Annotated in this window: 14 protein-coding genes; all 14 read right to left on the reverse strand. The window is 43.9% G+C overall.

Translation table 11 applies throughout. The features are described from left to right. Nucleotides 1-45: 45 nt before the first annotated feature. The 14 genes from AC58P7_RS10775 to AC58P7_RS10840 all read right to left on the reverse strand — a co-directional run bounded on the left by AC58P7_RS10775 (nt 46) and on the right by AC58P7_RS10840 (nt 23,853). Nucleotides 46-924, reverse strand: a complete 879-nt coding sequence (locus tag AC58P7_RS10775) for a carbohydrate ABC transporter permease (protein WP_497342597.1) — start codon at nt 922-924, stop codon at nt 46-48. A gap of 21 nt (nt 925-945) precedes the next feature. Beyond that, nucleotides 946-1,938: an ABC transporter permease gene (locus AC58P7_RS10780; protein ID WP_497342599.1), complete on the reverse strand. Its 993-nt coding sequence runs from the start codon at nt 1,936-1,938 to the stop codon at nt 946-948. A 285-nt stretch (nt 1,939-2,223) separates the two neighbouring features. After that, on the reverse strand, nt 2,224-3,825 hold the full coding sequence (locus AC58P7_RS10785) for an extracellular solute-binding protein (RefSeq protein WP_497342600.1): 1,602 nt from the start codon (nt 3,823-3,825) through the stop codon (nt 2,224-2,226). A 10-nt stretch (nt 3,826-3,835) separates the two neighbouring features. After that, nucleotides 3,836-6,169: an AraC family transcriptional regulator gene (locus tag AC58P7_RS10790; RefSeq protein WP_497342602.1), complete on the reverse strand. Its 2,334-nt coding sequence runs from the start codon at nt 6,167-6,169 to the stop codon at nt 3,836-3,838. A 167-nt stretch (nt 6,170-6,336) separates the two neighbouring features. Next, on the reverse strand, nt 6,337-8,709 hold the full coding sequence (locus tag AC58P7_RS10795) for a glycoside hydrolase family 95 protein (RefSeq protein WP_497343006.1): 2,373 nt from the start codon (nt 8,707-8,709) through the stop codon (nt 6,337-6,339). Between the two features lie 189 nt (nt 8,710-8,898). Further along, nucleotides 8,899-12,042 (reverse strand): discoidin domain-containing protein, encoded by a 3,144-nt coding sequence (locus AC58P7_RS10800; protein ID WP_497342604.1) that lies wholly within the window; start codon nt 12,040-12,042, stop codon nt 8,899-8,901. 168 nt (nt 12,043-12,210) lie between these two features. Next, nucleotides 12,211-13,080: a carbohydrate ABC transporter permease gene (locus AC58P7_RS10805; RefSeq protein WP_497342606.1), complete on the reverse strand. Its 870-nt coding sequence runs from the start codon at nt 13,078-13,080 to the stop codon at nt 12,211-12,213. Continuing rightward, a complete protein-coding gene (locus AC58P7_RS10810) occupies nt 13,047-13,943 on the reverse strand; it encodes a carbohydrate ABC transporter permease (protein ID WP_497342607.1) in 897 nt (298 codons plus the stop codon). Before AC58P7_RS10810 ends, AC58P7_RS10805 begins: the two co-directional genes overlap by 34 nt. Nucleotides 13,944-14,040: 97 nt before the next feature. Then, nucleotides 14,041-15,474 carry an ABC transporter substrate-binding protein gene (locus AC58P7_RS10815; protein ID WP_497342609.1) on the reverse strand — a complete coding sequence of 478 codons (1,434 nt, stop codon included), beginning with the start codon at nt 15,472-15,474 and terminating at the stop codon, nt 14,041-14,043. Between the two features lie 151 nt (nt 15,475-15,625). Then, a complete protein-coding gene (locus AC58P7_RS10820; RefSeq protein WP_497342611.1) occupies nt 15,626-17,218 on the reverse strand; it encodes a response regulator in 1,593 nt (530 codons plus the stop codon). A gap of 27 nt (nt 17,219-17,245) precedes the next feature. After that, the gene (locus AC58P7_RS10825; protein WP_497342613.1) at nt 17,246-19,021 is read right to left on the reverse strand and encodes a sensor histidine kinase; all 1,776 of its coding nucleotides are present in this window, start codon (nt 19,019-19,021) and stop codon (nt 17,246-17,248) included. 243 nt (nt 19,022-19,264) lie between these two features. Beyond that, nucleotides 19,265-20,074: an SDR family NAD(P)-dependent oxidoreductase gene (locus AC58P7_RS10830; protein ID WP_497343008.1), complete on the reverse strand. Its 810-nt coding sequence runs from the start codon at nt 20,072-20,074 to the stop codon at nt 19,265-19,267. Between the two features lie 265 nt (nt 20,075-20,339). After that, complete coding sequence (locus AC58P7_RS10835) at nt 20,340-21,533, reverse strand: cytochrome P450 family protein (RefSeq protein WP_497342615.1); 1,194 nt, start codon at nt 21,531-21,533, stop codon at nt 20,340-20,342. A 43-nt stretch (nt 21,534-21,576) separates the two neighbouring features. Beyond that, on the reverse strand, nt 21,577-23,853 hold the full coding sequence (locus AC58P7_RS10840) for a beta-glucosidase family protein (protein ID WP_497342617.1): 2,277 nt from the start codon (nt 23,851-23,853) through the stop codon (nt 21,577-21,579). Nucleotides 23,854-23,861: the final 8 nt, after the last annotated feature.

Raw genomic sequence — 23,861 nt, forward strand, 5'->3', positions numbered from 1 at the left:
CAGAATTTAAATTCATTTATCTACATACGGCAAAGCCGTTTGTATTCATCCTTTCACTGCGCCAATCAACAGACCCTTGATGAAAAACCTTTGTACGAAGGGGTACACGAAGATGATGGGTCCGATCGTGATCACGGCAGTGGCCATTTTGAGTCCCTCTCCAGGCAGCCTGCCGCCCGTCATTCTGACGATTTCGGCTCCTTGCTGGGAGGTTGCAAGAAATTCAACGTTGGATTGAATCGTTCTGAGCAGCAACTGCAAAGGCTGAAGCTCAACCTTATTCAGCAACATCAATCCAAGCCACCAATCATTCCAGTACGCCAAGGCGATAAATAAGCCTACAGTTGCCAGCGCCGGCTTCGACAGCGGAACGATCATTTGAAAGAAGATGCGGTATTCGCCAGCGCCGTCTATTTTGGCGGATTCGCTTAACTCTTCCGGTATGTTCTGGAAGTAGCTTCTGAGCAAAAAGACATTCCATGCTTGGCATAAATAAGGCACGATCAGCGCAAATAAACTATCCTGCAGATGCAAATACTTAATGCAAACAATATACCAAGGCACAATACCGCCGGAGATAAGAATGGTAATTAACGTAAACACATTGAGTTGTGTCCGGTATTTCACTCTTTTCAAAGCAATCGGATATGCGAGCATCGAAGTAATGAGCAAGCTTGCGAACGTTCCGACAACTGTTACGATGATGGAAACCTTGTAGCCGCTTATAATTCTTGACGCATCGATAAAAAGCACATGGTAAGCCGATACATCAAATTTTCGAGGAAATAAGTTGTAGCCATATTGCAGAATCGAATCCTCGCTCGTCAGCGAGCTGCTTACCACCATAATAAAGGGAAGCGTACAAAATAAGGCGAAAGTCAATATGATGAGATACATGAAACCCTTGCTAACATTTGCTGCCACCGAAAACCTTCCTTTCCTTGCCTAAAATAATGCTGATTCGGAGCTGTATTTTCTTGCCAGTTTGTTACATAGTATAATCACGATAAATGAAACGACCGATTGGTAGAAGCCTGCAGCGGAAGCCATGCCGATATCGCCGTTGAGCCGCAAACTGCGGAATACGAACGTATCAATGACATCTCCAGTGCTGAAAATTGCGGCATTGTCGCCAACTAGCGAATAGAACATGCCGAAATCGGCGTTCATAATTCTTCCTGCCTGCAGCAGCACAAGCACGATGATCGTAGGTGTCAGGAAAGGAATCGTGATATAGCGAATTTGCTGCCATCTGCTGGCGCCATCAATTTGAGCCGCTTCATAATAGGACGGGTCGATGCCCACCAGCGCTGCAAGGTATAAAACCATGCCATACCCTGTTGATTTCCAAATATAAAACAAAACAAGGATAATGGGCCATACCCAAGGAGTCGCATACCAGTTCATCTTGTCTTGCCCCAGACTGCTAAGGACTGAATTGATGTATCCCGTGTCGATGCTGAACAAATTATAAGCAATAACGCCAACTAGAATCCACGACATAAAATGGGGCAAAAACATCATCGATTGCGTAATTTTCTTGAAATTTTTCCCCGCCAATTCGTTGAACATGATCGCAAGCGTTACCTGAAACACTACGCCAAAAGTAATGAATAGCGCATTTAAAAACAGCGTATTCAACGTAACCCTGACCACTGAACCTGATGTGAACAAATATTCGAAGTTTCGAAAAATCGGATCAGCCCAAGGACTTCCAAAGATGCCGCCGGCAAAATTGAAATCTTTAAAAGCGACTAAAAGTCCGAACATGGGAAAATAGTTGAAAAGCAAAATCAGGATGATTCCCGGTATCGCCATGGAATACAAAGCTTTGTTTTTAAAGAGCTCGCTTACCAGATTTTTTGGGATACTGGTGAGCAAGCCCTCTGCATCCGGCTTCTTTACATGGGTTATTTCTGCGTGTGTGTTCCGTCTCATTAGCATGTACCTCTCCTTCGTGCGTTAAAGTAAAATAGGTTGCTCAGCTCAGTCATCGTGATGTTCTGGCTCACGACTCCTCTGCTTCCCTCTCGCTTGACTCCTACAACCAATATGTCAATTCCACATTGGTTTGAACACCTTAATTAGCACGAAAATGAGCAAAATAGACATTTCCCCCCTAGGTAAAAATCAACAATTTGTGTAAAAAGCCACGATTTAACCTTCAAAAAAAGAAAAAGATGCGAAAACAGAAGGCATCTCCCGTTTCGCATCTTGCTTATTTTACTTTCCACCGCTGTCCAAGTAAGCTTGGAGCTGACTTTTCAACTCCGAACGGATGACATCAAGCCCTAATCCACGAAGCTCCACATTCAGCTTTGTTGCTTCTTCTCCCAAGTTAGGATATGCACCGACATTGGCAGCTTGAAAAAATTCGTTCCACCTCGGCTGGATTTGTGCCACTTCACTCTTAACAGGATCGTTGTTGAATTCAAAGAGTCCTAACCTTTGGTATACATAACTTTCCGGCTTTGAAGCATATTCAATCAATTTCTTCGTAAAGTCATCCAAGTCCGCATTTAAACGCGCCGTTGTCGGATTCCAAGTCAATTCGTAGCCTGGAAAGTTGTAATTGATGCTATCCGCAAGCGACTTGTACTGCCTATCGCCAACCGGCAGCCAGTGCTTTCCCTCGATACCGTACTGAAACAGATCATGGTTAGCCGGATCGCGGAACAACCAATCCAAGAAAGCCATCGTCCGTTCAATATGATTCGATGTAACGGGAATGGCTATGGAATTATTGGCCCGGTAATCCGTCGGAATGCATCCCGCCTGCATATTGCGTTTGCATGCTCGATAAACGAAAAATTCGATCTCTGCATTCGGGAGTGTTTCTTTGAGCCTTTTTGTCTCACTATCGATTCCACTCATAATGCCTTCTCCAGAAGCGGCTTTCCCGTAATCGAACAGCGGAGACGGATCTTTCCGGCTCAGGACATCCGGTTCCAAATACTTGTTCCATTCTGCATACTGATAATAGGGTTCGAACAGCTTGATAGGGTTATTGTAAGGAGCCGGAAAAGCGGCAAGCTCCGAGTCCGGATCGCCTAAGGTCGCCAAGCCGAGTACCTTCTTGCCGTCCGGAGACAAGGAAGCATACCATTCGACACCCGCCCCAGTTATGTTTAACGTAATCACGCGCTCATTCCGTATTGGCTCATCCGGCTTCAGGATATTCCAGAAGCCTCTGTTACCACCCATTAGCGCTAGAGGAACCATATCCTTTTCATTCTCCAGCACCTTGTCATAAAACCGTTTTAAATCTTCATACGATTGAATAGGGGGCAATCCATATTTCTCGCGCAAATCTTTGCGGATGTAGATGACTTCGATGTCATTCAGGAATTCGGTCAGTGGAATCGTGTAATTGTGACCCCCGATCTTGTTGCTTTCCACAAATTCAGGCGGAAATGCTTTCTTAAGTCCGGGATAATTATCGTTGTTGAAATACTTGTCAAGCTGCTGATAAGCTCCCTGATGAATAAGCGGAACGAGGTTGCCGGTCCATTTGGCGTCAAATACCATGTCGACCTCTTCTCCAGTGGCAATCTTCAGATTTGATTTTGATATATGATCCGGCAATTCATTCCATTCGATATCCAGCTTCATATTTAATGTATCCTGAGTCCGTTTCTCGAATTCCTGCAACACCAAATTCATATCCTTCGTTTCTTTACCGAATAACATTGCCTTCAGCGTAAACGGTTCGGGTCTATTCGGTTCTTGCTTATCTTTCTGAAGCTCGCAACCCGCCAGCAATGTCGCAATGAACATCGCAGTGATGGCCATAATGGTAATCCAGCGAAATTTTCCATGTAACATAGCCATTCTCCTAATCGATTTTTTCCAATTTATGATCTCTACGATAATGATCGGGTGTTTTGCCGAAATGTTTTTTAAACAACTTATAAAAATAACTGATGTTATCGAACCCAACCATCTCTCCAATTTTGTTGGCCGGATGATCGGTGCGGATAATGAGTTCTTCAGCTTTCTTGAAACGAAGCTCGGCAATGTACTCGGCAATGGACTGGCCCGTTTCTTCTTTGAACAGCTTCGAAAAATAATTAGGTGTAAGTCCGATTAATTCCGCCAGCATGTCTGCGGATAGATTGGAGTTCGTATAATGCTCACGAATATAGAAAACAATTTTTTCAACGGCCTTATTATTTTTGCTTTGCGCCTGCTTATCCCGGATTGCAACGATTTTTCCGCATAACGAGATATACCATGCCTTGATTTGCACTAGCGTTTCAAATTGTAGAAGCTGTTGTTGGCACGTATGAATCTCGAAAACCGCATCCACGCTATCAAAGCTTGCCATCCCTTTGGCTGTGCGAACCGTCATCATCAGCAATTGAACAAGAGAAAGAATCATTTCATCATAACTAAACGAATGAATATTGCCGATAAATTCGGCGATTAGCTCCTTCAGTCGCTCCAATTCGCCCCGCTTCAAGCTGTCCATGATTTGCTTCTCCAGATCAACGGGATATTGGTAGTCTGCGGTATCTGCACTTAAAATGTCGTTGTAGAATATCATACTGTTGATTCCGTAAACCAAACGGTAATGAGCGGCATGTACAGCACCTTGTCTCGAATAATTGAGCTCCTCAATTCTATCGACCACCGAACCAATGGAGACGGTAACCGTTATCTTCAAAAATTTCTCAACATTGAACTGAATGTCTTTCAACAGAGATTTGATCGTTGCTTTCTCTGTGTCCCCGACATCTCCAATATTCAAGATGAGGTCAAGAGTATCGTGACCATCCGCAAAGGTTTCCATAGGGTAGTGAGCTGATGCTAACTCTCTACTGATGTTCTCGATCGCGTATTTCAATAAAGAAATATCGATCATATCGTATTTCTCCGAAAGTTCATGGAAAGCATCTAATTTCAACACGCAAACGAGATATCTCCCGGTTTCGAAATGGATGCCGAGTTGTTTTGCTGCTTGCCGGAAATCCGATTCTTTTCCTATCGTTCCATGCAGCAGCGAGCGCAAAAAGTCTTGTTTACGTACCTGAAGGGATTGATTTACATCCGTTTGCAATGTGTTCACTTTATTCTCAAGATTGGAAAACGATTTACTTAATAGATCATACTCGTTAAGCTGTGTTTGTTCTTTCGGCTCGACTGCATTTTTCTTCATCCTATTGATAAGTTGATAAATAGGTACATAAATGATTCTGGTAAATAGAGCTGAAGCGATCGCCATCGATGCAGCAATGACCCCGGTCACCCATAAAATAAAATTCTTCAACCTGTTCACGTTACTTAGCTGCTTGTCATAATCGGACACGTCGACAAAGCTCCAGCCCAATCGATCCGATTTCACATAAGAAACCATAGACTTCGTGCCATCGATATAGGTAAGCATCCGTCCCCGTTTATCTTTGGCTTCCAGCACAGTCCGCAGGAATGGCGGTGTGCCTTTATTTTCATCCATAAACAATCCGTCCGGACGTGAAATAATGACGCCATCGATATTGACGATCATCATCTTATGAGTTGCATCCCCGCTTCCCTTTGTCACCAGATTCTGCAGCACGCTCTGATCAAGATTAAGAATCATCATGCCATCCCGATTGCCGTTGGAACGAGAATTGGAATAAATGACCGAAATCAGGTTCTTATTCTCGCTTTTGCCCAGGAGGGTTAGGTGAGCTTGCCGTGGAATAAAAATGCTTCCCTTGCTCGTCTCATTCTGAATTAGCATCTTGGTCATATCTTTGTCATAAAAATTCTCGAAGGGGCTGACGACTGTTGAGGAAGAAAAGATAAGCCCGCTGCTGAAGTTGTAAACATAGATGGACGACACGAGCGGGTTGGCCAACGTAAAATCGTTCAGCTCATTGTTGATTTTATTAATTTCGATTTTTGTCAGATTTTTAGCGTACATCGCCTTATATATAGATTCATTATTGGTGAATACTTGGGAGAAATAATTATAAGTGGACGTAAGAAGGATATTGGCCGTGTTATAGGATTGATCGATGATCCTTGCCGACGTCTCATTGATTTCCGTCGTTACATTATCGGATACCTTGCTTAAAACCAAATAGGAAAAGGCGCCCATAAACAAAAAACCGACGAATACATAGGAAAGAATAATTTTCACAAGCATATTTTTTTTGCGGATAAAATCCTTAAGGAACTTCATATAGTTCTCCCTCTTAACCTCTGAAAGCTTGTTTTGCGATTCGTATACATCATTTTTTACCTACTTTTCGTTGGAAATACTGAACATTAACCTTTCGATCCATGTGGTAAAAAGAGACCACCCTCTGTCATCTATGATAACTTTTCGGGCAGCCTCTTTGCAATTGTTTATATTTGCGTTATATCATAACGTTTGCCGCTTTCAACATGGAAACCAATACGGCCGTTCTCCATATAAAACCCTTTCACTTCTTCGCCGTCTTGGGTAATCCGGATCTTCTGCTTCGTAAGCACTTCACATGTCTGCGTTATGGAAGCTGCGATAACTGCCTTGGACAAAGCGCCGTTCGTCCATTCTACATCAACTTCGTATCCGCCCCTTGCCCGCAATCCTTTGATATATCCTTCTTTCCAAACATCAGGAAGCGCTGGCAGCAGTTCCAAATATCCTTCATGGGATTGCAATAGCATCTCTGCGATCCCCGCTGTTGCGGCAAAGTTACCGTCGATTTGGAAAGGAGGATGCGCATCAAACAGATTGGCATATACGCCGCCTCCATGATCCATTGGCGCGTCACTTTTTACAAGGGTTAGCAAATTCGAGATGAGACGTTCTGCACGATTGCCGTCCTTGAATCTTGCCCATAAACCGATTTTCCAACCTAGACTCCATCCTGTACCGCCGTCTCCTCTGATTTCAAGCGATTTCTTTGCTGCTTGGAACAGATCTGGAGCAGACTGCTCCGTAATGAGCCGACCAGGATAAACCCCTACAAGATGGGAGACGTGGCGATGATGGACATCCTCGTCTTCGAAATCCTTGTACCATTCCTGCAATTGGCTTTGCTTGCCGATTTGAAGTGGCAGCAGCCGTTGCTTCGTCTCGATAAGGGTGTTTGCAAAATCCGCATCCAGCTTCAGCCGCTCTGCCGATTTGATGCAGATGTCGAATAATTCTCCGATCAATGATAGATCCATCGTCGTCGCTTCGCTTACGGCGTGGCGTTTATCTCCAAACAAAAAATTATGCTCCGGAGAAGTGGCCGGCGACGTAATGAGATGTCCGTCCTTATTTTCAATTAGCCAATCCAAACAGAACAACGCAGCTTCCTTCATAATCGGATACGCTGTATTCCGCAAATATGCCTCGTTCCCGCTGAAAGCGTAATGCTCCCACAAATGCTGGGCTAGCCAAACGCCGCCCATCGGCCAAAATGCCCATACCGGATCTCCATGACCATAATCGCCAACCGGTGCTGTCTGGGCCCACAAATCGGAATTATGGTGAGCTACCCAGCCTCTTGCGCCATAATTCGTTGCTGCCGTCTTCTTGCCATTCTCAGCCAACCTGCCGATAAAATCAATCAACGGCTCGTGCAGCTCTGCCATATTGCAAGTCTCTGCAGGCCAATAGTTCATCTGCGCGTTAATATTAAGCGTATAATTGCTGCTCCATGGAGCCCGCGTTTCTTCATTCCATATCCCTTGAAGATTAGCGGGCTGAGTTCCCGAACGAGAGCTGGCAATTAACAAATACCGTCCATAGTGGAACAAAAGCTCAACCAATCCCGGATCACTGCTTCCGTATTCGGCAATTCGCCGATCGGTAGACATATCCGAGGGGGCTTTGCTTTCTCCCAAATGTAGAGCAACCCTGCCGAATAGCTTGTGGTGGTCATCCAGATGACGATTCAGAATATCCGCATATGGTTTCCCGCAAACAGCCTGGATCGCCTCAGATGTCGTTTGATTCGGTTCGCGTTCGGAGCAACTGGCTCCGATGCTCGGAACAAAGCTTGTCGCTGCACTGAAATACAAGGTTGCACTAGTTGCTCCGATGACGTGTAAGCCGTCCGCATCAACCGTCATCGTCCCGCCTTCATGCACCGCAGAGAGACGTCCTTGGAACTTCAATGCTTGGGAGGTCTCAGGGTCGCCGTAACGCACAGGATTTTCCCTATCGTAGTAACTGGGCGTGACATGCTCCGGCGCTTTGCCGGATATCGTAAAGTGATCACCGTCAACTTTCGATGCATATCGGAGACGACTATCCAGCTTGGCCCGGAAATGAAGGAAGCCCTCCTTGCTTGCTGTTAAACGTACGACAATGGCTTGATCCGGATAAGAAGCAAATATTTCGCGTGAATATTGAACACCGCCAATGGAATATGCAACTGTAACAACCCCGGTAGACAAGTCAAGCTTCCGGCTATACCCGCTGCGGCTTAATTGACCGTGATCCATCACGATATGCAAATCCCCGAAAGGTAAATATGATTGCGTATAAGGACCCATCATTTCCCTGCAGAGCCGATCCGCTTCCTCATATCTTTCTTGTTCGATAAGCTCCCTCACCTTCGGTAACAATTCTTTCGCACCCGAATTATTCCAATTACCTGGGTAGCCAGACCAAAGCGTATCTTCATTCAAACCAATGCGCTCTTTCTCAACCCCGCCAAATACCATTGCGCCAAGTCTGCCGTTTCCAACTGGGAGCGCTTCTGTCCAATAAACGGCAGGAGAATCAAATTGAATATGCATCATCGTTTCCCTTCCTACTCTTTCTTTGCTTCTAGCCCTAACATCCAAATAGGGTTATCTATTAAAGACAACCCTATCTAGATTTAATAAGAGATATGATTAGTTATTGTTGAGACGATATGCTATCATTGGCGATACCTGCCGCCTGCATCTGTGCAAGCGCATAGTATTGGACGATCAAATGCTACCTCACGGTGTCAGGATTTGCCACTGTTCATCCGCTCCACCGTTGTCACTATTCTGAACGATCAAGGCGCCGTCGGCTGTTGATGCGCCCGACACATCGAGATATTTATTGCTTTTTGCATTGATAAATTTGTAATACCCACCTGCATCCACGATCCACCATTTCTGGTTGGCACCTCCTGAGTATGACCATTGAATGACTGAGGCTCCGTCCGACGAAGAGCCTCCATTAACGTCAATCGCTTTGCCGCTGTTCTCGTTTATGATTTTGTACGTCCCATCACCGACCGGCGTGATTTGCCATTGTTCGTTCGGTGACCCTCCATATGGCCACTGGAGCAGTTGTGTACCGTCTGCAGTTGAAGATCCCGGAACGTTGAGGCCCTTACCGCTATTCCGATTAATGATTTTGTAAGCTCCGCTAAAGGTACCCGTTCCGAATACCTTGAACTCGTAGAAGCTGGCATTAGCGCCGCTAGGCAGTCCGGTCACGGTAATCCTGACATAACGGGCGATATCGGTAAAGTAATCGGATTGGACCTGGGCAGATCTTGTATTACCTTGTGCATTAGCATCACCACTAGTGGCAGCTTTGTCAACCTTCAACGTCCAATTGGTATTATCGTTTGAAGTTTCAATTTTATACTTATAGATTTGGCCAATCTTCTCCCACATCACTTGAGTACCACCGTTGATATTCATAGGTGCGCCAAGGTCTACCGTCCACCAATGGCCGGTATTTCCATCATTCGCACTCCAGCGGGTCGTCGTGTTGCCGTCGTTCCCGCTCGCTGCCAGATTGGCTGTTTGCGAACTATCCGTACTGACAGTCTTACCAAGCGCCAGATTAGTTGGGTCTCCATATACCTTGAAATCGCAGATGCTGGCATTAGCACCGCTAGGCAGTCCGGTCACGGTAATCCTCACGTACCGGGCAGTATCGGTAAAGTAATCCGATTGCACCTGATCGGTGCTGGTATTAGCGGTCTTGTCAACTTTCAAGGTCCAGTTGGTATTATCCGTTGATGTTTCAATCTTATACTGAGAGGCTGCGCCGCTCTTTTCCCAACTGACCTGCGTGCCATAGGCGATATTTTGGCTTGAGCCAAGGTCTACCTTCCACCAATGGCCGGTATTTCCATCATTCGCAGACCAACGGGTCGCAGCGTTACCATCGCTCGCAAAGGAGACCGGATTGCCCGACAGTACACTATCCGCAGTGGCGAACTTCTTCAGCCCCAGGTTGCTTGCGTCTCCAAATACCTTGAAATCGTAGAAGCTGGCCCAAGAACCGTATGCCGTTCCGGTAACTGTAATTCTGACATACCGGGCGGTATCGAGGAAGTAGTCGGATTGAATCTGGTTCGTGCTGGTGTTTCCGGTTTTATCAACTTTTAACGTCCAATTAATATTATCATTGGATGTTTCAATCTTATACTGATAGGCCACGCCGCTCATTTCCCACTTCACCTGAGTACCGCCGGTGATATCCATACTGGAGCCAAGGTCTACCATCCACCAATGGCCGGCACTTCCATCAGTCGCACACCAACGGGTCGCATCGTTACCGTCGTTCGCATAGGAGGCAGGTTTCTCCGAGAATGCACTATCCGCACTGGCGCTCTTGTTCTGAGCCAGATTGACGGGGGTATATGGCGGAATCGTTATCGGTGCAGGTACAGAACCTCCGGTAGCGATGAAGTTAATGTTATTGGTATAGCTGCCGACGCTAAAGTTGCCCGCGCTGGCACTCTGAATGACAGTCCCGTTCACAATCAAATTTTCAAATGTTACGTTTTGAGTGATACGGTTAGCGTCATAGCCGGAAATCGGGTTTACGACATCATTCGTGCCGTTGTAGGTAACATTCTTGAAATAGACATTGTTAAGTCCGCGACCCGCATCTCTGGCATAGGCCGAATTAAAGAACGTTTGGAGTTCCACAAACTTTCCAACAGAATTATCCTCAATTCGGATATCTGTGAAAGACACATTCGTTACCAGGTTACCGTCGGTGCTGGTAACGGTAATTGGCAATGCCTGATTTTTATCCCAGATGTCGATATTCGAAAGGCTGATTGAATCAAGCGTATCGCCGCCGCCAGGTGCAGTTGGATCGCCATGTGTACCGACATTGAGAGGATGAGCAACATCGGGCAATAAAAACGAATTCGTAACACTGATATGGCTGGAATTGCCCGACCAGACTCTTCCGCCATTAGCGCGCATACCGTAGACCGCAATCGCATCATCACCGGTGCGCATAAAGATGTCATTGATCGAAATATAGGAAGAGGAAAACGTATCAATGCCGTCGGTCCACTTCCGAAAGCTGTAGGCTTTAAAGTTATTGATGGTCACATTGGTGGCATCTCCGAGCGAAATTGCACAGCCGCCGTTATCCCCCGCGCCGTAGTCGTTCACGATGATCCCATCGATCGTGATCTGGTTGGTATAGTCAGCCGATATCCCTTTTAACGCAGGATGGTCTAGAACTCCACGCCCTATTACTTTGGCATTCGTGGCATTATCCAAAATAACGCCGCCTTTGACAACCGCTCCGCCGGCAATGTAAAGCGTCTTGCCGCTAGGCACAGTGTAGTCCTGTGTATAAAGACCTGGACCAAGGTATATGACATTAGGGTCAGTTGAGCTCGGAGGATTCACTTCAACTGGATTCGCGAAAATGTCCAGCGTATTGTTGATATTCCCGTTAACCGCTAAGGAGAGCTTCGTAGGACCAGAAATGCTAAATGTCATGGTATTGCCGCTGATCGTGGGAGTAATGTTTTTGCTTGCAGGGCGGATAACAGCCGAAGAAACACTTCCGCTATTATAGGTCACAGATAGATCCACCGTACCGTCCGTATCGAAATAAACAAAGGCAGCATTCGTGGGAGTATACCCTCCGACTGTCGTTTGATATTCGTCCAAATCATGCCAAGACCCACCCGGTACCCGCACCTTTACCGTATAGGTGGTGTCAAGTGTAACCCCTGATGGAGCCGGATATACATTTAATGTAGTAGCCGCTTGAACATTTGTCGGCATGGATACAATTGGAACGAAAGATACTAACAAAGCAAGCAACAAAAATAACACATTAAACCTTTTTTTACTGCGGTTAGAAATCAGACTTTTAATCATACTTTTAACTCCTTTTTCTGAAATTTACAGTCACAAACATTCATTAGCTGGATTTGGTTAATCACCCCTTTCACGCATCAGTTGAAAGCGATTCCACAATTCAATATATCGGTATCGAGTCATGCTTCCGCACAACTCGATCATGTTCTACATACGAAAAATATTCAACTAACCTTTGATACCAGTTGAAGCAATTCCTTCAACAAAATATCTTTGAAAAAAGGTAAATACCAGCACGGTGGGTATGATTGCCAAAGTAGCACCAGCCATTTGCAATGCATAGTTTGCTCCGCCAAGCCCCTGGAAAGTTGTTAATCCGACAGTTAAAGTCTGGCTTTTAATATTGTTTAAAAAAATATACGGGTTGGCATAATCATTCCATAACCAAATGAAGGTGAACAGGATCATCGTTACAAGAGGCGGCTTGATAAGCGGCAGCATAATCCGATAATAAATCTTGAAATGACCGCATCCATCAACAATAGCCGCTTCAGATAATTCCTTGGGAATACCAGTCATAAATTGTCTAAGCATGAAGATAAAATAAACATCAAATGCAGCTGGTAATACGAGAGCCCAAAACGTATTGTTAAGGTGTATACTCTTATATATAAGGAAACGTGATACGACAGTAGTATCCGGGGTGATCATCATCGTAGTTAGAAGCATCAGAAATAATACATCTTTAAACCTGAATTCAATTTTCGCAAATGCATAGGCTGCCATCGTTACGAAAAATCCCCTGAGAATAATCGTCAGAAATACTACCCGAATACTATTAAAGTACCAAACAAAGTAATACTGATCTTGAAAAATGCTCAAATAATTGTCCCAAACAATGTTTTTAGGAATAATTGTAGAGAGCGGGTTTTCAAATACCATGGCCGACGTTTTGAATGATGCCGAAATCATGAGGATAAACGGAATAATCATGATTAGTCCAACGAGCAGCATAATGAATGAAAATAGCAACTTTCTATATGTTTCCCATGTATCTTTTGAAATTAATCTTGAACCCATTTTTTCTGCCACATCCATTGTATTAGAGTAAGAATGAGAATAAAGGCAAATAATAACATCGCTTGTGCAGAAGCATAGCTGTATTTATTGAAGTTAAAAGCCTCTTCATAAATATTTAACGATACTACTCTTGAGGATGTACCAGGCCCCCCATTGGTAAGCAACTTGACGATGGAATAATTTTGGAATGACCCTATCACACTTGTAACGATTAAGAAAAAAGTTACAGGGGATATGGATGGAACTGTAATGTTGATAAATTTTCTCCACGTTCCGGCCCCATCAATAGAGGACGATTCATAAAGATCCTTGGGAACACCTTGCAAAGCTGCCAAAAAGACAATGGTCTGGAACGCCAGATTGATCCATACATTCACGATAACGATGGAAAGCAAGGAAGTATTCACTCCCCCAAACCAAAGCGGAGGGTTTGATACACCTATGAACTTTAACAATTGATTGACTGGTCCTTTGAACGGATCAAATAACAATGACCAAACCATAGCAACTGCAGTAACATTCGCTACATACGGCATAAAAATCATCGTTCTTATTAGAGTCCTTAGGTGGAAGCTCTTGTTAATTAGAATAGCTATCAGTAGAGACAAAATGATCATTGCCGGCACGTATCCTACGGTAAATAAAAGACTTTTCAGGTAGCCGTTTATAGCTTGATCGTCAGAAAATATGTTTACATAGTTTTTCAATCCAACAAAATCCATATTCAAAGGTCCAAGCTTGTTATAATCCACAAAACTAAGGATAACCGAAAATAGAATGGGGATGAGATTAAATAGAATAAACCCTACCAAGAATGGCGCTAAAAACAAGACGGCATAAAAATTTTCAGACTTTCTTAAAGATACATATGCATTTTTCATCGCTGGACCTCACTATTTGTTCTAATAAGATAAGACTCTAAAAAGAGTCTTATCTTATTAGAATTTATTTCTTTTTTAACGTGCATGTTGTTGGAACTTATTTTTTGGCATCCGCTTTTATTGCTTCATCCGATTTTTTCTTGATAGCTCCAATCGCATCATCCAGTGACTTTTGTCCAACCATATAAAGTTCGCCTTCTTGGAGAACCGTTTGGCTGATTACAGACGCTCCAGGACCGGAAATCTTTTCATCTGCAACTCCTAAGCCGCTATCAAATATGACTTTGCGCAGATCATCAACTGTGACACTTCCATCGGAGGCATCCGCAATGCCTTGAAGTAATGCTGTTTTTTCGGCATCAGTTATATTTTGCAGCGGAGGAATCCCCTTGTTTTTCTTATATACGTTTTGCGCCAAGTAGTTTACGAATTTAAATGAAGCATCTTTATTTTTTGACTTACTGTTTACTCCGAATGCACCACCAGCAAGTAATGTCCGATCTCCATCTCCAGAATCCGGTACAGGCACTTGCGTAATGCCCCATTTCCATGTGATCGGATAAGTCTTCTTATCAGTTAATAATCCCATGTACCAACCACCAATCAGATGCATGCCATACTTTCCGGACATAAAAGCATCCCATGCAACCTTTTGAGTTTTAAACTCCAGCCAATTGGGTTGAATTTTTTGGACATTACCTAAATCCCCAAAGAATTTCAAAGCATCCTTGTAGGCCGGGTCATCATAATTCGACGTTCCATCTTTCTTATAAGCCGGCACATTCTTCTGTCTTGCCGTAAAATTTAGATAATTGTCATAGTCCAGCATAAGGGAACCATAGATCCCTTTTTGAGTGTTTGTCAGTTTTTTTGCGGTTTCGATATATTGGCTCCAAGTCCATTTTCCAGAAGGATACGGAACCTTCGCATCATCAAATAGTTGTTTATTGTAAAATACATACCATTGACCGACATCCGTTCTTAGATAGTAGGATTTACCGTCATCCTCTTTCGCAAGATATTGACCAAATGTTTTCTCCAAATCGACGTTGGCGGTTTTAGCCAAATCATTCACGGGTGCAAGATATCCTGCAGCAGCATATTTTTTTTGGACCAGCGGGTTATCAAGTACGACTACATCTGTGGTATCGCCTGACGACATCAAGATATCCATTTTCTGCATTGCCGCCACGCCATCTCCGGGTAATACATTCACTTCAACTTGATCTCCGCCAAGCGCATTGTATTCAGAGATTAAGTCCGTAAATACAGCATTCTTAGCTTTTGCCGAATCCAAAAACATCGTGATTTTAGCGGAAGCTTTCTTGTTCGCGTCGGAACCAGGAGTTGCTGTCACACTACTTGAACTTTTCGGGCTAACTGAAGTACCGGAATTTGAGTTGACACCACACGCACTAACCAAGCTTGCCGTTATGAAAGTAGCTAATGTTACTGACATTGTTCTCTTTAACTTCATCATATTGCTTTCCCCCAGCTGATTAATTTTATTTACAATTTCATTATAGAACACTCCACACTTCTCCTTAATGCAATTACTTTCGACATATTGCACTATTTTCACCAGATTCTTCGACATCTTATGGCAGCTCATGATCCTGCCTCGGACTTATAGAAAAAAGTTCACTTTTTTATAATAAAGTGAACTTTTTTACGATTTATTTTTATAACCTAAACTTTATTGGAGACATACCGGTAATCTTTTTAAATACTCTACTAAAGTAATGTTCATTCTCATATCCAACCATCTGTGATATTTCGTATATTTTATATTTTTGTTCTTTAAGGAGCTTTTTTGCAGCTTCAATGCGAACATTCGTCACGTAATCAATAAAATTATGTCCCGTTTCCTTTTTAAAAACTGTACTTAAATAATTAGGAGAAATACTGATATGCTCGGCAACGGAATCTAATGATATATCTTCCATATAATATTTGATAATAAACTGCTTTGCTTTTGCAATCATTCTCTTCGATTCATCTGTTTGGTTGAAAACATCTAATAGTGTATTTTTCAATTTTTCTATCCAAGATATAAAATCTTTTTGAGTTTTTAGTTCCTCAAGTTGCTTGTACGGATCATCTCGCCATAATTTCCCATTCTCCATACCGCTTTCATCCAGATAAGAATTGATAATAAGGACCAGTGCGGCGCATGTTGCTCTTAAATATTCCCTTGTGAGACTTGCTGCCGCCCCCAGAAAACTATTTATAATGATATCGAAACAATTTTGGATACCTACAACATTGGCTGCTTCAAGCTGTCTTTCTAAATCCTTGAAGTCAATTTTAATCGAGAGGTCAGTGGCTACTGATCGGGGAACAATATCCGTATACCAAATTGCACTGCCTTTCGGGAAATTGAAATTTTGATTCACTGCATACAATGCCTGTTGATAAGCCACTTGTAATTTTACATATTCTTGAAATGCATCACTGATTCCAATAGATACGCTTATATTTAGGTATTCCTTCAAAAATCGTTTTATTAATCGCTCCATCTGTGCCAGCTTCTCATTCATGTGATCGCGATTCACTTCTTCTCCGGCAGAGAATATAATGACATATTCTTCAGGTTGGGAGCAAAATACATTCCCATAGTGATAATCTGTCAAAATCTCATTAATAATATTCAAAATAGCAAAATCTAAAAGGTAAACATCCTTTACATCTCTTTTAAAGCGCCCTTTGTTATCCAAATGCAGAACGATGCAAAATAAATTTTTTTGTGGCAACTCTATCTGGATTGCCTTTAATCTTTCTTTAAACTCTTCATTTCTATATTTATTCCCAAACACCATGTCCTTAAAGAGCTTTTCTTTAATTGTCGATATATTCTCCTTAGCATGCATAGAGTGTATATCTTCTTCCGATTTCCTTGTATGTTCCGCTTCTATCTTTTCCTTCAATTTATTTAAAAGCTCATTTAAAGCTTCTGGCTCCATTTCAAGCTTTAATATATAATCTTCAGCCCCAAGTTTCATTGCTTCTTTCACATATTCAAAATCATTGTAGGAGCTTAAAACGATGAAGTTGACAGGAATTTTTTCCTCTTTTACAGCTTTAATCAAATCGATTCCATTCATAACAGGCATATGAATATCGGTAATTACGATATCAGGATTTAAGTCTTTAATCATGGCAAAAGCCTTTTTCCCATTCTCAGCCTCTCCAACAATTTCAAATCCGGCTTCTTCCCATTGAACAAAAGATTTTATTCCCACTCTTGCCAGAACCTCATCGTCAACAATAAGCACCTTATACAATACAATCCAATACCCCTTTCAACTTTTTGTTTCTTCATCACTTGCAGTTATCGAAGGCAGAATGACTTTATAAGATGTGTACTCATTCTCCTTGCTTTCAATTTGAATCCCATACTGCTCTCCATATTCCATTTTAATGCGGTCATTAATATTTTTTACACCTATTCCGTTAAATCTCTTTCGATCCTCGGCCTCTCCAGACAGCAGATGGCTAATTTTCTGTGTGGGTATTCCGACGCCATCGTCTTTAATTAGAAATATGAGCAAATTTTCATGGATTTCAGCGTGGAGCCAAATGGTTCCTCTTCCTTCCTTCGGTTCAATTCCGTGAAAAATCGCATTTTCAACGATTGGCTGTAAAATGAATTTAATACATTTGCATTCCAGACATTCTTCCTTAATTTCGTAGATGATATCAAACTTATCTTTATACCTTAACTTTTGAATAAAAACATAATCCTTAAGATTACTAAGCTCGTCCTTCACTAATATATAGGGATCCATTTTGCTGGTCGTATTCTTAAGAAGCCTCCCTAGTGATTCAACTACTGCTTTAATACCGTCTTCTTTTTTTATGATGGCCATCCACCGGATCGTATTCAGTGTGTTATATAGAAAATGAGGGTTGATTTGTGCTTGAAGCGCTTTATATTCGGCATCTCTTTTCATATTTTGTTCTTCCATGATGGTATTGAACAGAAAATTTATCCTATCCAACATGTAGTTAAAATTATGACTCAATATACCGATTTCATCCTCCCCGGTATAAGATGACCTCGAGCCGAAATTGCCGTTTTTTACGTTTTTCATAATTTTTGTAAGTCCCTTGATTGGTTTGACAATGGCCGATGATACAAAGTACAAAATAATACTGAAAAAAATAAAAGAAACGACACAAACCACTAGGGTTGCATCAATAATCAGCCTGTTATCCTTTATCAACTCACTGAAAGGTATTTTTTCTACAACCCACCAGCCATATTGATTTATCAATTGGTAAGCAACCAGATATTGCTGACCGTTTTCCGACGAAAGATAACTCCCATTTGTAGTAACACCCCATTTACTTACTTCATCAAAATGCTTGTTTATCTGTTCAACATCGGGATGTACGACAATATTGCCGTTGTTATCCAACAGAAAAATTTGATTATTTGAATGGGTACTTACTTTTTTTAGTGAATTCGAAAAAACATCATTCGTTACGGCAATATAAGCAACTCCTATCGTGTTTTTAAAATCGATATCTTTGATCACTCGGGAAAACGAAATGACTGATCTTTTGGATCCTGCAGTTGTGGTAAGTTCCTCAGCCCCGATCCAGTTAATCTTACCATTCAATTGTAAAGTCTGGTTGTACCAGGAAGACTGTTTCATACTTTCGGCTTGAAATCCCATGGAATCATTTCCATTTAAATACAAATAACCATTATTACCCAGAATGGCGATGCACGAAACGTAGGGAGAGAGTTTGACGTAAGTAAAATAATTATCTATACTTTGATTCATTTTTTTAAAATCGGAATAAGACTCGGTAATACTATTGTAATTTCTAATCAAATAATCATAGTTCTTTGAACTTGTAAAAATATAATCACTCATTTGCTCCAATTGTAAGAGATCTTTCTCTATACTATTTCCAATATACATGGCGGTTTCAATGTAGGAAGAACTTACTTTGTTCTTAAGGATTTGTACAGATATATAGTAAGAACTCATGCTTATAATGATAGCCGGTACAACCAAAGCCAATATGAAAGCTACAAATATTTTACTTTGAATACTTTTTTTCACGTTTAAAAGATTTCCAATTTTCAATGGTATCACCCCCGCCCAAACTAATTATGATTTGCAAAAAAATCAACCCACCTCTTATGGAACACCTGCAATTATATCATAATAGTGCGAAAGTTCTATGAAGGCATATTGTAGTGTCGATTCAGGTTTGTACCAAAGGCGAATATTGTCTTGACCTGCTCTGACTCTGTTAATAAGCAAACAGGGTATCCCATATAGGACACCCTTGTTTCGCTTGTATTATAGCGTCAATCCACCGTCAACGACAATGATTGATCCTGTCATATAGCTGGAGCTGTCGGAAGCCAGAAAAGCAACAACCTCAGCTAGTTCCTTCGGCTCAGCATAGCGTCCGATTCGCATATTCGGGAACTCCTCCGGCACATATCCACTTTCTTGAAGTTGTCTTGGCACTGCATCTGTCAAGGTTGTTGCGACTCCACCCGGACAGATTGCATTAATCCGTATCCCTTTTCGCACATATTCGATAGCGGCTGCTTTGGTTAATCCGGCCACCCCGTGTTTACTTGCCGTGTAAGCGGCAAGACTATGCTCCGCGCGTAGTGCGGTCGTCGAAGCCGTGTTGATAATATGGCCATACCCTTGTTTATCCATAACCTGAAGGGCATACTTCATGCCAAGGAAAACCCCTTTCAGATTGACATCCAGCACCTGACTGAATTCCTCTTCAGAGATATCCTGGAACCGGCCAAATTTCTGCAGCATACCGGCATTGTTGAATAGAACGTCAATTTTGCCATACGTATTAACGGTCTTTTGCACATAGTTCTGAACGTCAGAGCTGTTTGATACATCCGCCTGCACGAAGATGCCTTCTCCGCCCATACGCTTGACAAGCTCAAGCGTCTCCAGTCCGGTGCTCTCGTTATAATCGACGACAACAACCTTGGCACCGCCTGCGGCAAGCTTCAAGCTGCTCGCCCGTCCGATCCCGCTGCCAGCCCCAGTAACAATGACGACCTTGCCTTCAAGGTTGGGAGCAGCCGCTAGGTTCGGTACTTCACTTTTCGGTGCTGCTTCAGAAGACAAGTATTCAAAAGAGAGCTGCGACAAGTCGTTTTTCAGCGCTTGCAGCACTTCTGTCGGAATGTTTACTTGAGGTAAAGCCGCCAGTTGATCCAGAGTGAAGGAAGAAGCCATTTTAAAGGCAGGCTCCTTGACAAACTCGGGCAAATGTCTTGTCAATATGGCTACCGCATCTTCGTGATTCAGAAGCTCGCCAATTTTGATGTTCGCGTTGTATGTCATACCACTTAATACCTCCTGTATGATGATCTTTCAACTAAAATCGTAATTAAAACAAAACTGGAATCTCCTCTAGACCTCGTATAATCATCCCGGGACGCCATGCCAGGTTATCGCTTGCCGTCTTCAAACGCAGTTCTGGCATTCGTCGAAGCACCATGCCGATGGCGATTTCTCCTTCCAATCGGGCCAGGGGCGCACCGAGGCAGTAATGAATCCCCTTGCCAAAGGCGATATGGTTATTCGCCTCTCGGGTGATGTCGAAGTTATCCGGCTCTGTGAACTGCTCACTGTCCCGATCGGCTGATGCGAAAGAAATAAACAACATCTCGCCCTTGCGAATACGCTTGCCTCTCAGCTCCACATCCTCCGTCACCCATCGAATGTTACTAACCTCAGCAGGCCCGTTATAGCGTAGAATTTCTTCGATCGCAGAGTGAATAAGCTCAGGTTGACTTTGCAGCCTTTCCTTCTGTTCCGGATGTTCCAGTAAAGCAAGTATGCCGTTCCCGATCAAATTCACCGTCGTTTCATGACCAGCAATAATAAGTACGAATACGAGTGCGTACAACTCATGCTCAGTTAGGACATCCCCTTCGTCCTCTACGCTGATCAGATCGCTGATTAAATCCTCCTGCAGATGGTTGCGTCTTTTTGCAATCAAGTCCTGCAAGTAATCAACGAATGCCATCATCACGGCATCGCTTTGCTCTTCGAATTGTGAATTGTTAAACCCTTCCATAATCACATTGGACCATTCGTGAAATTTATCCTGATCTTCGATCGGAACGCCCAGCATTTCGCAGATCACAATAATCGGCAGCGGGAATGCGAAATCTTTGATAAGATTCATTTCCCCCTTGTCCAGCACCTTATCGAGAAGTTCAGTGCTGATCTCCTCAATCCGCCCTCTGAGTCGTTCGATCATACGCGGCGTAAACGCCTTCTGAATCAGACGACGCAAGCGGCGATGATCCGAAGGATTCACACTCAGCAAGTTGCGGGAAATGATCTCCTTGTGCAGCGGACCAGATGGTCCATTGTTCTCGGCCATGTATGGAGGGTTCGTCACGAAACGCGAGTCATTCAAGACTTCCACAGCGTCGTCGTATCGAGTGATAATCCATGCATAGTGTCCGTTCGGCATGAGAAAACTGTACACCGGGTCTTGATCGCGAACTTCGCTGTAGGCAGGATAGGGATTGCGAATAAATGTTTCGTTCAAAAAATCGATTTTTGACATTGGTTCCCTCCGCTATACGATTTGGGTTCAATCCTTGAAGGTATTAATTGTTTCTAACCGCGTTGTTAAATTGCTGGAGAAGTGAAGTAAGCATCTCCTCCGTCATCGCTCCACCTGAAAACGCCATTAGTGCACGCAGCGGCATGTAACGCATCATCGCCATCATCATATCTGAAGAAACGGCTTCAGAAGGCGCTGCGGATTGAGAGAACATCCCTTGCAGATATTCCAGGATCGGGCGCGTCTTCGGATTCTCCATGAGTTCACCGAGTGTTGTGTTGCGGTGGAACGCCGGCACGAGCTCAGTCGTGGACTTTACGTTAAAGGATGACCTCAGAGCGATATCGCGGGAAGAGCTGCCAATCAGTACTTCGTATTCTCCCGATTCTACATACCAATCGTTCAATTCGGTGTTGTAATAGGCGAAGCTTCGCTTATCCAATGTGAACGAAACCTTTTTCACTTCACCCGGCTCAAGTGCAATCTTGGCGAATTCTTTGAGTTCCTTTTCCGGACGAATCACACTTGAAGCCGCACAGCAGACGTACAGCTGAACAATTTCTTGCCCTGATCGGCTGCCCGTATTCTTCACATTCACGCTTACGTAAACGGTATCTTGGTCTGTAATATCGCTCTTACCTACAGTAAGGTCGGAATAAGCAAACGTGGTGTAGCTTAGTCCGTGGCCGAAAGGGAAGAGCGGTTCAATATCCTTCGCTTCATAGTACCGGTACCCGACGAATATCCCTTCGCGATATTCCACCTGGTCCCCTTCGCCAGGGAAGTAAGGGTGCGAAGGATTCTGCTTCAAGCTCTTCGGGAACGTCTCCGCAAGCTTGCCGCTCGGATTGGCGTCGCCGAACAGTATATCGGCCACTGCTCCCCCGACAGCTTGCCCGCCCAAATACGCCTCCAGTACAGACTTGACCTTCCCAAGCCAAGGCATGACAATCGGCGCACCGTTGCTAAGTACCACTACGATTTTCGGTTGGACCGTCGAGATTTGTTCGATCAGGTATACCTGGTTTGCCGGCAAATCGAGGTGCGTCCGGTCATAGCCTTCCGATTCGTAGCGGTCGGGCAGACCGACAAACAAGACGGCTGTGTCGCAATCCGCAGCCAGTCTCTTGGCTTCTTCCAACTGAGCATCGACCGTATCGTCGCTACCCAGCTCGTACCCTTGCGCATAATGGATATCTGCTCCGCTGCCGGCCAATTTCTTCATTTCATCGAGCATGTTATCCAGCTTCGTCGGGTTAATATGGGAGCTGCCGCCGCCTTGATAACGAACCTGCTCGGCCAAAGCACCGATAATCGCAATCTTGCCGGCTTTTGGCAAAGGAAGCAGGCTATCGTCGTTTTTCAGCATCACCATCGTCTCGCGAGCGGTTTCTCGCGCTAATTGGTGATGCGCTTCCTTGTCATAGACCGCATCGGCTTTTTGGTTATCGACGGCTTTGTAAATAACTGTAAGCAGACGCTCAACCGCTCTGTCCAACGCCTCAACGGAAAGTTGCCCGCTATTCACGGCCGACACAATTTTTTCTTGACCGACGCCGTTGCTGGCCGGCATTTCCAGCTCCATACCGGCCGCTACGCTGTCTGCCGCTTCATTCACGGCCCCCCAGTCGGAAACGATGAACCCTTCATGCCCCCATTCTTCTTTCAGAATGTTCGTGAGCAGTCTCTCATTTTCGGAACAGTATGTTCCATTCAGGCGGTTATAAGCCGACATGACTGTCCAAGGCTGCGCTTTTTTAATGGCTATTTCGAAGCCGGTCAGGTAAATTTCACGCAGCGTGCGTTCATCTACGACCGCATCAGTCGTCATCCGGCGATGCTCCTGGTTGTTCACGGCAAAATGTTTCAGCGATGTCCCTACGCCTTGGCTTTGCACGCCCGCGATATGAGCGGCTGCCAGTTCACCAGTCAGGTAGGGGTCTTCTGAGAAATATTCGAAGTTCCGGCCGCAGAGCGGCGAACGTTTGATGTTCGCACCCGGACCAAGCAGAATGGCGACATTCTCCGCCTGACTCTCCTTACCCAAAGCCTCGCCGACACGGTGGATCAACTCACGGTTCCAAGAGCTTGCCAATCCTGCTGCAGAAGGGAAGCAGGTAGACGGAACGCTTTCGTTCAGCCCCAGATGATCCGCATTTCCCGCCTGTTTGCGCAGTCCGTGCGGTCCGTCCGTCATCATAATGGATGGGATACCAAGGCGGTCAATCGCCTTCGTTGTCCAAAAGGTAGCTCCGGAGCAAAGTCCGGCTTTCTCCTCCAATGTCATGGCGGCTATCAATTCATTGATTTTTCTTCCCATATGGCACT

Source organism: Paenibacillus sp. J22FR5 (assembly GCF_059691975.1).

What these genes read in the sequence shown, in the direction of transcription:
- AC58P7_RS10790 (WP_497342602.1), bottom strand. Translation starts at nt 6,169, where the DNA reads ATGAAGTTCCTTAAGGATTTTATCCGCAAAAAAAATATGCTTGTGAAA.
- AC58P7_RS10795 (WP_497343006.1), bottom strand. Translation starts at nt 8,709, where the DNA reads ATGCATATTCAATTTGATTCTCCTGCCGTTTATTGGACAGAAGCGCTC.
- AC58P7_RS10800 (WP_497342604.1), bottom strand. Translation starts at nt 12,042, where the DNA reads ATGATTAAAAGTCTGATTTCTAACCGCAGTAAAAAAAGGTTTAATGTG.
- AC58P7_RS10780 (WP_497342599.1), bottom strand. Translation starts at nt 1,938, where the DNA reads ATGAGACGGAACACACACGCAGAAATAACCCATGTAAAGAAGCCGGAT.
- AC58P7_RS10805 (WP_497342606.1), bottom strand. Translation starts at nt 13,080, where the DNA reads ATGGATGTGGCAGAAAAAATGGGTTCAAGATTAATTTCAAAAGATACA.
- AC58P7_RS10835 (WP_497342615.1), bottom strand. Translation starts at nt 21,533, where the DNA reads ATGTCAAAAATCGATTTTTTGAACGAAACATTTATTCGCAATCCCTAT.
- AC58P7_RS10810 (WP_497342607.1), bottom strand. Translation starts at nt 13,943, where the DNA reads ATGAAAAATGCATATGTATCTTTAAGAAAGTCTGAAAATTTTTATGCC.
- AC58P7_RS10840 (WP_497342617.1), bottom strand. Translation starts at nt 23,853, where the DNA reads ATGGGAAGAAAAATCAATGAATTGATAGCCGCCATGACATTGGAGGAG.
- AC58P7_RS10785 (WP_497342600.1), bottom strand. Translation starts at nt 3,825, where the DNA reads ATGTTACATGGAAAATTTCGCTGGATTACCATTATGGCCATCACTGCG.